Genomic DNA, 13,125 nt, shown 5'->3' with positions numbered 1-13,125 from the left:
TTTTTAAGGGGGGTTGGGGGGATCTCGACAAGATACTTCTCAGACATCCTCTTAGAACAATTTTGGGTAAGTGTCAATCATCTTCAAAAAGAGATTTCTGTCTTGAATGAAGCTAAGATTAAATCCGATTAAATTAAGATTATTTATCTTTTTTTCCTTCAGTTCTAGTTTATTTAATTCTACAGCCAGTTTAGGACAGGATTCACCTTCTCCATCGCCAAATATACCTCCCAAAAAGGAAAACCAAGATCCGACATTTGAGGAAATTTTTAAGAAACCCCGTAACGAGAACCAGAGAGTCGTTGTACCATTTTTTATTGATGGACAACAAAGAGGACAGGTATTATTGACCTTGGGAAATATTCCCGCAGTTCGGATTCAAGCAGCACCTTTGTTAGCAGAAACAGAAAAAGTTATTCGTCCAGATACCCAAGCAAAACTGACAAGTGCGGTTGATACTCAAGGTAATTTAAGCTTAGAAGTTTTGCTAGAAAATGGCTTACAAGTAACTTTTGATCGCTCTAAATTAGAATTACAAATTCAAGTTACACCTGCTCAACGTCGTACTAATGTAGCTCAGTTAAATACTAGTAGATTACCTCCTGATATTGAAAAAGCGGTGCTTCCCAGCACTTTTAGCGGCTATGTTAATTTTCGCGCTGATAAAGATTATATTTGGTCTGATTCAGGACAAAGAAATATAGGACTGCAACCTTTACGTCTAGCTGTAGATGGTACATTGAATTATCAAAACTGGGTGTTTGAGGGACGGGGCAATTTTACAGAAGGAAGAGAACCTGCTTTGACTAGGGGAGATTTGCGAGTAGTTAGGGATGCACCAGCACAAGCTTTACGTTATGTAGTGGGGGATCTGTCTCTTCCCATTACAGGTTATCAAAATAGTCAGCCTCAACTGGGAATTTCTGTCGCTAAAAATTTTAGTTTACAACCTTATTTAGTCACTCGACCTATTAGCCAATTTGAGTTTTTCTTAGAAAAAGATTCATTAGTTGATGTATTAGTTAATGGTAGATTACAACAAACTTTACAGTTACGAGCAGGACGACAAGATATCCGCGATTTACCTTTGAATGGGGGTATTAATGATGTAGAGTTAGTGATTAAAGATGATGTGGGTCAGGTGCAAAGATTGAATTTTTATAAACCTGTAGCGGGGGACTTATTAGCACCTGGAGTACAGCAATTTGCCTATAGTGTGGGTGTTCCATCTCTTGAAAGTAGGGGCGATCGCACTTATGATTTTACTCAACCGATTTTGACTTTATCCCACCGTTTAGGTATAACTAATCAGTTGACTTTAGGCAGTTATTTACAAGCAGATTTCTATCAACAACTTGGCGGTTTAGAAGGCGTTTTGGCTACTAATTATGGTAATTTTGGCTGGGATATTGCTCTCAGTCATGATCAAAAATTAGGAATTGATTATGCTGGTAAGTTACGTTATGAATACTTACAAGTTGGGGAAAATAATCCATCGCAACGTTCGTTTCAATTAACTGTAGAATCTAAAGGACGAAATTTTGTGAGAGTGGGAGAAGCAAACCCACGTAACGATTTTTTATATGATATTACTGCTAATTATAGTCAAAACTTATTCTGGAATATGAGAGGAAATTTGAGTACCAGATATCAATTTGGGAGAGATATTCCTAATACTTATAGGGTTTCTCTTGGTCTCTCTAGGAGTTTCCGCAACGGGTTAAATGTGAATCTCAATCTCAGTCAAAATCTAGATCGGACTGGTTTTGGAGAACAACGTGCTGACATTAGTTTTTCTTGGACTTTACCTCGAATACGTCAATCAATCCAAGCATCATCTAATATCAATAATAGGGGAGAACCTACTAATCGTCTAAATTGGAATTATAACCCGTTGCGAACTATCGGCACGCCAAAACCTTCCCTAAGTTTAACCCAAAATGATCAAAGTTATAATTTGAACGGGGCATTATCTTATACAGGTTATCGTTTTGTTTGGGATTTATCTCATAATGGGATTTTTCCTATAAAAGGAAATAACACCATGGCCAATACAACTAAATTCAGTTTTGGTACTGCTTTGGTATTTGCTGATGGTTATTTGGGGTGGTCACGTCCTCTTAATAATAGTTTTGCTTTAGTAATTCCCAAAAACACTATTAAAGGTCAAGAAATTGGTATTAATCCTATTTCCGGTGGTTATACCACCCGCATTGATAATTTAGGATTTGGTGTAGTGCCAAATTTAAGTCCTTATAATATTTCTAATCTCATAATTGATACAGTTAATTTACCTATAGGAATAGATGTGGGCGATCGCGTTGTCAAAGTTTTGCCAAGTTATAACAGTGGTACATTAATAAAAGTGGGAACAGACGCTACCGTTTTCTTGCGAGGACAGCTATTAAATGCTAACGGTGAACCTATTTCTTTAGGATCAGGACAAATTGTTGCTGTGGGCGATCGTAATTGGCAACCAGTTACTATATTCACCAATCGCTCAGGTAAGTTTGCTACTTCGGGCTTAAAACCAGGACGCTATGAAATACGCTTATTTACTGACCCTCCAGCCATGATTCCCTTTGCAATTCCACCTGATGCCAAGGGCATATATGATATTGGTACAGTCAAAATTCCTTCCTTTTTTTAAGACAATGTTTTAGTATAGGTAGGTTCTTTTTTATCCCACATTCCGCTTTATTTTTAGCGATCACTTCTTTAATTATCAGATGGGCGATCGCAATTCCTTTGGGTATTCTCGCGGCTGTAAAACAAAATCGTAGAACTGACCAGATTTTACAAATAGTCAGTTATGCTGGTCAAGGTATTCCCAGTTTTATCACTGTCTTATTTTTGCTCTTTTTTGCTCAACTGACTACCCATTACCCATTACCAATGATTTATTATATTATTCGTTCTAGAAGTGATGGTAAATATCTCACAGCCCGCGTTGATGATGATACATCAGGATATTTATTATTGTTTAAAGAAGATTTCGAGGCAATGAGTTATCTAAATACTCATGCTGCCGATTTAGCAAACCGCTTGACAGTCGAACCTCTTGCTAGTAACCAAATAGGTAGTTTGCTCAAACGTTGGGGTTTTGCAGGTGTGGGAATTGTCAACGATCCCTTATTACCTGAAATTGAATTTTTACAGCATATTTAAATATCAACAAAGCAGTAAAAGTATGAACATGAAATTAGCGATTTATACTACATTATTGACGATAGCCTTGCTGTTAATGCCAATTAACTATAGGCTAACATTAGCAGGGACTTGTGCTTCTCGTTGTGGTCCTGCACCCCTGCATTTTACGCCAGGACAATATATTCGGGTGAAAGTTGTGAATCACAGTTATGGATCTGTGAAATTAGAACAGTTACCAGAAATAAGACAAACAACCTTAAAACCGGGACAAAAATTACAATTTGACCTACGAGGGGACGAACTTACCGAATTTTCTCTGATGTTTTGGGATGATGGGGGAAGATATGTAAAAGGTGTGGTGTCTAAACCGAATTTTGGAACATTGGTTTTGGAAATTCGCCCTAATAGTCGAGACTATCCAGGCGATTCCTACGGAGCGCTTCGCTATCGCTCTCTTTATATTCGCAATAATGGACAAGTTAGTTTATTGTAGTGTAAAGGAGCTTATATTTAACATAAATCTTACAATATGGTAATATCGGCTCTAGTAGTCTGTCAACCCGAAAATGACGGGTGAAGGCAAGCAGGGGGAGAAGAGAGGCACCGGGGGTAGGGGAGGGAAGAACAGAAGTTTTTTTCCGATCATTACCCGTCAAAATAAATTTGACGAACTACTAGTAAAGGCAGGGAATTTACCGCTATTGGTGATGGTGTTAATCTCGGTTTCTGGATATTATTATCTACAGGGAAAATATACAGGAACTTTTGCCTTTTTGTTGTATAGGAATGGAATAGACGGAAAATGAAGGTATAATAAATAGTTAGGCTTGTCAATTTAATGACCTTTAATTGAATACTCAAAAAGAATTTACTTTTATTAAGATAAGTAGGTGAATACAATAAAACCAAACTGTGTAAAGAAATGTAAAATCGCCCAAACCCTCTTCACTCTTGCCTTTTGCCTTGCCATAACGACAATTTTCAACGCTCACCTACTTATATGCTTACGAAAGAATTTTACAACGTAATTGATAGCAACCTTAATATACTTTTAGAAAAATATCAAGATGATGAATTCATAAAAAAACATAAAAAACATAAAGGTGCTATAAACAATCAAAAATCTTATGCCCTCTTAATTTGGTTTCTCGAATTTTACGGTAGAAAATCTAACTATAAAGATTTTATTACGGATGGTGACAAAGATAGTTCTTGCGACATTGTTTTTGATAACACAAACAATCAAGGAGATAAAATTTTTTATGTCGTTCAGTCAAAATGGAACAATGCTGATAATTCAGAAAAAGAAACTGATAAAGATGAAATACTGAAAGCACTTAATGATTTTGACACTATTTTACGAGGAGAAAAACAAAATGTTAATGAAAAAATCAAAGCAAAATTAGAGGATTTGGATAATCACCTCAAAGCTAATGGAGAGGTTAAATTTATATTTTTGACACTTTCTCAATATAAAGGAGGAGCGGATGAAAACATTAGTGTTTTTAGAAAAAATGATGAAAAAACTAAATTTGAAGTAATTGATATAAATCGCATAAAAGTAGATTATATTGACAGAACATATAAAAAAATAGAACCTTTAAATCCTCTAGAAAGTTATCAAAATCCAGAAGAAAATCCTGTTACTCTGGAAATAGTTCAAAAAAATGGAGTTGTTAGAATACAGACTCCCTTTAAGGCATATATGTTTTTACTTCGCCCTAAAAGTATTTATAATTTATTTGAGAAATATGGATTTGCTCTTTTTTATAAAAACGTCAGAAATCCTCTACTGCAATCACAATTTAATGAAGATATAGAAAGAACTGCGGTGGACAATCCTGCCTTTTTTTGGTACTACAATAATGGTATTACAGCAATTACTTATTTCTTACCTACTATTCGCAGAAAGGCTGAAAAAATAGAATTAACAGGATTGCAAATTATTAATGGCGCACAAACTGTTTACGCCATTTACCGAGCTTACAAAGATGCCTCACCAACAAAGCGTAAGCAGATGGATAGTGTATCTTTGGTGACTTTACGCTTATTAGAATCAGGCGGAAAAGATTTTGATTTGAATGTTACCCGATATACTAATTCCCAAAATCCTGTAGATGATAGAGATTTCTGTGCTAATGACGATATACAGATAATGCTGCAAAACGCATCCTATCAAACTAATTTTTGGTATGAAAAACGACGTGATGAATTTAGAGAGACTCCAAAAAATATAATAAAAGTTTCAAATTATGTGTTTGCAAATGCCTATTTAGCTTATTCTTTACAAGATCCTTCTAGTGTTTTAAATAACTATGATCAACAACAACAAACGGGTAAAGATTTGAATTTTATTTCTTATAAAGAACATAAAGATGGTCTTTATGAAAAAATATTCAATGATGAAACAAAATTTGAAAATATGCTGTGTGCATTTTATGTTTTTGACGTAATTTATGATGCTATACCTGTTCCATATGGTAGTACCGTCAATGCTGGTTTGTATCATTTCGTAGCTTTATTTAAAGTAGCGTTTACAAAGTATTTAAGATTAAAATTTAGTGATAATATAAATGTGAACAAAAAAATCATCAAAATTTATGAAGAAGGTGATAAAAAAATTATTATCCAAACTTTCAAGTTTATTGTTAAGTTTGTTAATGAGCAAGTTGAAGTAAGCGATAATGAGGAAAAAACAGCAGAAAGATTGTTAAAATTTTTATTTAAACCGTATCACTATGAGAAAACTAAAGAAGCTTTAGAAAATTCTGATATTTCCATCGAGGATATTGAAAATATAACTATCGAAGATAACGAACAACTTATTGAGGGAGAACCCGATGAAGAAAATAATAGCGAAAACAATGATTGATACACAATTGTAGGGGCGGGGTTTCCCCGCCTCCATTGTATTTTATGAAAACGAGAATTGCTGTATCAAACAGGAAACTGATAGATAAGTACCTTACCTTGCCAATTTTCTTCTACAAATACAAGATATTCATCATTAGCACGACGAAAAGCACGGATACCATAGGGAATATCAACCCAACCACTTTCTTTACCAACTTCTGCACCTGGAGTCATCTTTTTCACGAGTTCTCCGGTAGCAGTTTTGTAAACATATACCTCTGCGGTTTTTACACCCACTGCAAACACATAATCACCAGCTACACTCATAGCTGCGGTAGCAACTAATCCTTTACCTGTAGTGTCGTAGGGAACGACAGTGCGCCATTTGGGAGTACGATTTCCTTGACTCCAATTATCGAAGCGAGCAATTTCTGATCCTATGACTTTGGCATCATCAGCAAATGCAGGATGTTCCATCGTAAAACCAGATAAATACATAGTATCTGTTTCGGGAAAATACTCAATCCGTCGCAAGTCTTTGAACGTGCTAGGAGTTTTGAGTTTTTTCATCGAACTATAGGTATAAATGGGATTTCCTTTAGTATCTAATCCCTGTAAAGGATAATGACGAATACCATCTTCAGTTCGCAAAGTTTTCCAAACATCTCCTTTGCTATCTACCCACCAACCTCCGATATATGGATAGTCTTGACTGCTATCATATTCATTTTTTTCAAATGCACCATTGCCATTACTATCGCGCCAAATCCATTCTCCGTTTGCGGGTTGATTGGGTGGCCAATTGCCATGAACAGATTGTTTATTCTGATCATTAGTACCAACAAACATCCCAGCAGGAATTGCAATTTCACCATCTGTATTCGGTTGAAACCGATAAATTTGCAAAAAGCTATTGTACATATCTGTCAGGAATACAAAAGGTTTACCTTGAATCCGCCGCACAAAAGTTCCATCTGGTGATGTATGTAGACGTGGATCTTGAGCGTATTTAAAAGGATTAAGTGTGTAGGCTTTATAAGTCCACTGTTTACCAGCAGACTTGCTATAATCCATGACATATTTTTCTTGTTTGGTGAATATATTTACACCATCTGTTTTTGGATCTGTATCTGCATTATCTACAAATATTAATCCTAGTAATTGCCATACTATTTTTCCTGATGGCGAAAATTTTCTTAAATCTGTTCCCGATGTATTAAAGCCATTATTATTTACATAAATATTGCCTTTGGCATCTGTACCAACTCCAGTAATGCCGTAGAGTTTGGATGTTTTTACTTCTCCAGGTACACCACCAAAAACACCTTTTTTATCCCCAAAAGTATCCACGCGAACTGGCTGATTATTAATATTGTAAATTACCAATTGTTGATTAATCCCATTTTCTGCTACTAACAGTCTACCGAGATTATCAATGGCTAATGCTGATGGTTTATCAACATCTGTAATTTCTTTAGGTAATTTCTTTCCGGCTGGAGAATAATTGACAATTTTTCCAAATTTAGCACCTTTTTGATTTTGAATAATCCACAAACTACCTTTTTTATCAATGGTAATTTTTTCGGGACTATTAACGGTAAATTTGTTTATTTCTGCCATTGTTTCGGTGTTATAAACCCGAACAATATTCTCCCCAGCATTGCTAACAAATAGGTGATTATTTATTGTTGCTATTCCTGTGACTTCATGACTTTTACTGGTAATTAACATACTTTTATCCCAGCCATTCCCTTTCTCAAAAGGTGCAGGTTTTCCTGTTAAGTCATAACGTCTGACGCAATACCAAGTTTGTCCTTGGGGAGGATAATCTTCTTTTGTTTGATCTACTCCACCTTGAATCATAGAAATATAAATATATTTGCTATTTACTGTTATTGCTTTACCCCCTAAACGATTCCAACCATGTGTATCTTCGAGGATAAAAATTGGTTTACCATCTTTATATATTCCTGCTTCACTACCAGCTTCATCCCAAGCACTATTTGTATAAATTGTTCCATCATCTTTGACATACATTCCTTCTATATTATTTTGTACTCGCAATTTACCATTACCAATGGTATTTCCTAACCAAGAAGTAATATATGTAATTTCAGGAGTTCTGACTGCTTTGGATTTTTTAGTTGTGGCTAAATCCATTGTCATACCGACAAATGTTACGAGTAGTCCACAGGTTAAACCCAATAAAATATTGAAAGTTATTTTTTTTCGCCAATATCCCCTCGAAAATAAGTTATGAAGATATTGATAAAGTTTGTAGCAAGTTTTACTAATCTGCATAAATAATTCGGTTGCTGTAAGTAGGTTGGCGTTGAAAATTGTCGTTATGGCAAGGCAAAAGGCAAGAGGCAAGAGGCAAGAGTGAAGAGGGTTTGGGCGATTTTACGTTTCTTTACACAGTTTGGTTTTATTGTGTTCACCTACTTAATATGCTTTTTGAATTTTTAATTTATCCCTGTGGGATAGGCTTTTAAATTCTTACTCATAAATTACAAGGAAATTTTATCTTGCATTTAATTTCATCAAAACTTTATTAATTAAATATATTTTCAAAATGCAAAAATTCAGGAGTAATACAATTGAGGGTGGGGAAACCACGCCCCTACGGATTTGATGATTTTCTGAATATATCTCACTAAATTGATACTGCTATACATAAATAATTTCTCGGTTAATATTTTTACAACTATCTATAATTTGTTATGCAAATATATTTTTTTGATGTATTTTATTTGTGGAAATGGAATAATTTTTATATTTAAACTGGTTTTGATTCTCAGCGTCGTATTAAAGGATCATGCGGAAAATAAATTATTTTGGCATCGGTAACATAAATAAAAGCGTAAATCAAAATCACTAATTTAAATTTATCTATCACAAGGAAGATAATTACGTGAAGAGTAAAGATATGAAGTTAAGTTCAGCATCGGCATCTATTCTAACTTTAGGTACGGGTTGGTTTCCTAGCCATCCTGGAGGGTTGGAAAGGTATATTTATGAACTAACCCATAAATTAGCAGCATCTCAAGACCAAGTAGAATTATGTGGAGTGGGTTTACCTGTAGATGCTAAAAATACACAGATTAAGTTAACTAATTTAGCTTGTCCAGATAGTAAGATTGGTGCTAGGTTATGGTCAATTCGTAATAATTTCCAGAAAACAAGATTAGGTAAACCTGATGCAATTAATCTGCATTTTGCATTATATAGTTTTCCGATTTTAGATATTTTGCCTAAAGGAGTACCGGTTACTTTTAATTTTCATGGACCTTGGGCTTCGGAAAGTCAGGAAGAAGTAGTTAATCAGAAATTCAGTGTTTGGTTAAAGGAACAAATAATAGAACAAAGCACTTATAATCGGTGCGATCGCTTTATTGTTCTTAGTAAAGCTTTTGGTCAGATTCTCCATCAAAAATACCAAATTCCCTGGGATAAAATTCATATCATTCCCGGTGGAGTTGATATTAATCATTTTCAGAATAATCTCTCACGTCAAGAGGCTAGAATCAAACTAGGGTGGCCAAGGAATCGTCCCATATTATTTACTTCCCGACGCTTAGTTCATCGCATGGGAATTGATAAGTTATTGCAAGCTGTAGCTATGATTAAATCTGGCATTCCTGATGTTTGGTTAGCGATCGCTGGTCGGGGACATATTCAAGCTTTACTACAACAACAAGCTAGAGAATTGGGTTTAGAAAACAATGTGCAATTTTTAGGTTTTTTACCAGAAAATGATTTACCTGTGGCTTATCAAGCGGCGGATTTAACTGTGATGCCGAGTCAATCTTTTGAAGGGTTTGGATTAGCTATTGTGGAGTCTTTAGCCTGTGGTACTCCTGTTTTATGTACTCCTGTGGGGGGAATGCCAGAAATTTTAGAGAAATTTTCCCCAGATTTAATTACTGAGGCGATTACTGTGGAAAGTATTGCTGATAAATTAGCACAAGTTTTGCTAGGAAAACTGCCTTTACCTGCTAGGGAAGAATGTCGTCATTACACGATTAAAAATTATGATTGGACAAATATTGCCCAACAGGTGCGGCAAGTTATTTTAGCTTAAGTAGGTTGGCGTTGAAAATTGTCGTTATGGCAAGGCAAAAGGCAAGAGGCAAGAGGCAAGAGTGAAGAGGGTTTGGGCTATTTTACGTTTCTTTACACAGTTTGGTTTTATTGTGTTCACCTACTTAGAGGATATTTTAAAAGTGGTATTCCGTAATTTTCATCACATTGCTACCCCTCTTTCCCCTTGTAAAGGGGGGAAACAATAAAAATCCAGTTCCCTCCCCTTGTAAAGGGGAGGGTTAGGGAGGGGTAAAAAATATTTGATACATCAACCATAACTTTTCAAACACCCTCTTAAATTGATGATAAAAATTGTATGAAAGTTCTATTTTTAGACCAAAGTGGTAAACCCGGTGGTGCTGAGTTGTGTTTAGTTGATATTGCTAAACCTTATGGTGAAAATGCTCTGGTTGGTTTATTTGCAGATGGTAATTTTAGAAAGCTACTTGAAGAAAATCAAGTCCCAGTGGAGGTTTTGACAACTCAAGCCATTAAAGTTGGTAAACAAAGTGGTTTATTTCAAGCATTAGGTAGTTTAGGGCAAATAGTTCCTTTAATTACTCAGGTTGTGCAACGAGCAAGGAAATATGATTTAATTTATGCTAATACTCAAAAGGCTTTAGTCGTGGGGGCGGTAGCTAGTTTCTTGGCTCGTCGTCCTTTGGTTTATCATTTACATGATATTCTTTCTTTAGAACATTTTAGTAAAACTAATTTACGAGTTGCTGTTAATTTAATTAATCGTTGTGCTGCTTTGGTGATTGCTAATTCTCAAGCTAGTAAGATGGCATTTTTAGAAGCTGGAGGAAAATCAGATCTAGTTCGGGTTGTTTATAATGGCTTTGCGGCGAAAAATTATGAAGTTGATGAATTAGAAGTTAGAAATTTAAGAGAACATCTCAGGTTGGAAGGCAAGTTTGTAATTGGACATTTTAGCCGTCTTTCTCCTTGGAAGGGACAGCATATTTTAATTGATGCCCTTTCCCAATGTCCACAAGATGTGGTAGTAATTTTAGTTGGTGATGCTTTATTTGGTGAACAGGAATATGTCAAGGATTTACACCAAAAGGTTGCTGGATTGGGACTGGAAAATCGAGTCAATTTTTTAGGTTTTCGCGCGGATATTCCCCAATTAATGACAATGTGTGATTTAATTACCCATACTTCTATTGCGGCTGAACCTTTTGGTAGGGTTATTGTTGAGGCTATGCTGTGCGGTAAACCTGTGATTGCGGCTGAAGCTGGTGGTGCTATGGAATTGGTGGAAGATGGAATTAATGGCTTTTTAGTCACACCTGGAGAACCTCAAAAATTAGCCCAGGTGATTCATAATTGTCGGCAAGAATCTGTAAAAACTGCGAATATTGCCAATAATGCCAGAATTAGTGCTAGTGAACGTTTTGATGTCAGGATTATTAATCAACAAATTCAAGAATTGCTAAAATCAATCATATCCCCAACTTCTTGAAGAAGTCGGGGATCTGGAAGTCGGGGATCTTGGTCTTGGGAAACAACGTATAATATGGTAGTGTATGGGTGGAAATTTTCCGCTTCTATAAATTAATAAATTTTAAAGTGAATTCTCGTGGCACAAGTTGTATTAGAAAACGTTTATAAAAGTTTTCCCAGTCGCGGTGGGGAAGGGGCAAAAGCGCAACAAGACGGCACAGATGGTGTAAGTGTCTTGCGACGGATTAATTTAACCATTGCTGATGGTGAGTTTATGGTGCTGGTGGGACCCTCCGGCTGCGGTAAAAGTACGCTGCTGAGGTTAATTGCTGGCTTGGAGGTGATGACTGGTGGTAATATTTGGGTAGGCGATAGCGCTAGTGCGCCTCCAGGGCTTCGCTTGATTAATGACTTACCCCCCAAAGCCAGAGACATCGCTATGGTGTTTCAAAGTTATGCACTCTATCCCCACATGACTGTATATGACAATATCGCTTTTGGCTTACGTCGTCAGTTTCCAGATGAGGAAGCTGGGAAAAAAAGACTGACTCAATGGGGGGAAAATCTACTGGTAGGATTGACAAAAAAGTTACCTGTGGGATTGCGCTATATTTCTCCAAAAGAAAGAATTGTTGATCAACAGGTGCAAAAAGTTGCAGGTTTGTTACAAATTGAAACTTTGTTAAATCGTTTACCGAAACAACTTTCTGGGGGACAAAGACAACGGGTAGCATTAGGAAGGGCGATCGCTCGTAATCCCCAGGTATTCTTAATGGATGAACCATTATCTAATTTGGATGCTAAGTTACGGGCTGAAACCCGCAGCCAAATTGTCAAATTGCAACATCAGTTGGGAACAACGACGATTTATGTCACCCATGATCAAACTGAAGCTATGACTATGGGCGATCGCATTGCGATCATGTCAGAAGGTAAAATACAGCAAGTTGCAGCACCCTTAGAACTGTATAACCGTCCTGCGAATCGTTTTGTGGCTGAATTTATTGGTTCTCCACCCATGAATTTTATCCCGGTGGAATTTCATGCACCTTTATTAATTACTCATGCTAATTTCCGCTTCACGCTTTCATCTGTTTGGGGAAATGCACTGCAATCTTATGACGGACAAACTTTAATGTTGGGTATTCGTCCAGAACACCTGAGTTTGGGTGTACCTGCTACGAAAAATTTGCCAGTCAAAGTAGACTCAGTAGAAAACTTAGGAAATGACACTTTTCTATCTGTAAAAATTGCTGATCCTGATTTACAAAATCTAGACGGACAAACTTTACAAGCAAGAATTCCACCTGATAGATTCATCACCATAGGTGAGCAACTTTGGCTATCTTTAACTCCTGAGAAACTGCATTTTTTTGACCCCAAAACCGAATTAGCAATATTTCCAAAATAGGGAGAAACAGCGATCGCATTAAGTAGGTTGGCGTTGAAAATTGTTGTTATAGCAAGGCAAGAGGCAAGAGGCAAGAGGCAAGAGTAAAGAAGTTTTCAGCGATTTTACGTTTCTCTACGCAGTTTGGGACGGTCTACCACTTCCTCTAACATACCTCTAAGATACAAGGGGTAAGA

At 36.2% G+C, this 13,125-nt stretch carries 8 protein-coding genes and 2 pseudogenes; 9 read left to right on the top strand and 1 reads right to left on the bottom strand.

Going from position 1 to position 13,125, the window contains the following annotated elements:
• The first annotated feature begins 106 nt into the window (after positions 1-106).
• The 5 genes and pseudogenes from FJR37_RS23320 to FJR37_RS23305 all read left to right on the top strand — a co-directional run bounded on the left by FJR37_RS23320 (position 107) and on the right by FJR37_RS23305 (position 6,022).
• Entirely contained in the window at positions 107-2,650 is a 2,544-nt protein-coding gene (locus FJR37_RS23320; protein WP_168467242.1) for a fimbria/pilus outer membrane usher protein, read from the top strand.
• Between the two features lie 41 nt (positions 2,651-2,691).
• A pseudogene (locus tag FJR37_RS27225) lies at positions 2,692-2,880 on the top strand (ABC transporter permease subunit); the annotation flags it as partial.
• A 15-nt stretch (positions 2,881-2,895) separates the two neighbouring features.
• Positions 2,896-3,168 carry a hypothetical protein gene (locus tag FJR37_RS23315; RefSeq protein ID WP_039200884.1) on the top strand — a complete coding sequence of 91 codons (273 nt, stop codon included), beginning with the start codon at positions 2,896-2,898 and terminating at the stop codon, positions 3,166-3,168.
• 22 nt (positions 3,169-3,190) lie between these two features.
• Entirely contained in the window at positions 3,191-3,643 is a 453-nt protein-coding gene (locus tag FJR37_RS23310; protein WP_168467240.1) for a hypothetical protein, read from the top strand.
• Between the two features lie 507 nt (positions 3,644-4,150).
• Complete coding sequence (locus FJR37_RS23305) at positions 4,151-6,022, top strand: AIPR family protein (RefSeq protein WP_168467239.1); 1,872 nt, start codon at positions 4,151-4,153, stop codon at positions 6,020-6,022.
• A gap of 65 nt (positions 6,023-6,087) precedes the next feature.
• On the opposite strand, the gene FJR37_RS23300 is transcribed toward FJR37_RS23305, so the two are convergent.
• Entirely contained in the window at positions 6,088-8,304 is a 2,217-nt protein-coding gene (locus FJR37_RS23300; protein ID WP_168467238.1) for a hypothetical protein, read from the bottom strand.
• Between the two features lie 613 nt (positions 8,305-8,917).
• On the opposite strand from FJR37_RS23300, the gene FJR37_RS23295 reads away from it, so the two are divergent.
• The 4 genes and pseudogenes from FJR37_RS23295 (at position 8,918) to FJR37_RS27860 (ending at position 12,949) form a co-directional block, all read left to right on the top strand.
• The gene (locus FJR37_RS23295; RefSeq protein ID WP_039200877.1) at positions 8,918-10,087 is read left to right on the top strand and encodes a glycosyltransferase family 4 protein; all 1,170 of its coding nucleotides are present in this window, start codon (positions 8,918-8,920) and stop codon (positions 10,085-10,087) included.
• 318 nt (positions 10,088-10,405) lie between these two features.
• Positions 10,406-11,557, top strand: a complete 1,152-nt coding sequence (locus FJR37_RS23290) for a glycosyltransferase family 4 protein (RefSeq protein ID WP_039200875.1) — start codon at positions 10,406-10,408, stop codon at positions 11,555-11,557.
• A 117-nt stretch (positions 11,558-11,674) separates the two neighbouring features.
• Positions 11,675-12,313: pseudogene (locus FJR37_RS27865) on the top strand (ABC transporter ATP-binding protein); the annotation flags it as partial.
• Positions 12,311-12,949, top strand: a complete 639-nt coding sequence (locus FJR37_RS27860; protein ID WP_371416159.1) for an ABC transporter ATP-binding protein — start codon at positions 12,311-12,313, stop codon at positions 12,947-12,949. The pseudogene FJR37_RS27865 and the gene FJR37_RS27860, both read left to right, overlap by 3 nt.
• Positions 12,950-13,125: the final 176 nt, after the last annotated feature.

The organism is Aphanizomenon sp. UHCC 0183, from assembly GCF_009712065.1.
GTDB lineage: Bacteria > Cyanobacteriota > Cyanobacteriia > Cyanobacteriales > Nostocaceae > Dolichospermum > Dolichospermum heterosporum.
Note: the sequence above shows the minus strand (reverse complement) of the source record. Positions and strands in the feature narration are given on the sequence as shown.

Excerpts from the sequence above, each read along its gene's own strand:
- FJR37_RS23320 (WP_168467242.1), top strand. The coding sequence starts at position 107 with ATGAAGCTAAGATTAAATCCGATTAAATTAAGATTATTTATCTTTTTT.
- FJR37_RS23315 (WP_039200884.1), top strand. The coding sequence starts at position 2,896 with ATGATTTATTATATTATTCGTTCTAGAAGTGATGGTAAATATCTCACA.
- FJR37_RS23310 (WP_168467240.1), top strand. The coding sequence starts at position 3,191 with ATGAACATGAAATTAGCGATTTATACTACATTATTGACGATAGCCTTG.
- FJR37_RS23305 (WP_168467239.1), top strand. The coding sequence starts at position 4,151 with ATGCTTACGAAAGAATTTTACAACGTAATTGATAGCAACCTTAATATA.
- FJR37_RS23300 (WP_168467238.1), bottom strand. The coding sequence starts at position 8,304 with ATGCAGATTAGTAAAACTTGCTACAAACTTTATCAATATCTTCATAAC.
- FJR37_RS23290 (WP_039200875.1), top strand. The coding sequence starts at position 10,406 with ATGAAAGTTCTATTTTTAGACCAAAGTGGTAAACCCGGTGGTGCTGAG.
- FJR37_RS27860 (WP_371416159.1), top strand. The coding sequence starts at position 12,311 with ATGGATGAACCATTATCTAATTTGGATGCTAAGTTACGGGCTGAAACC.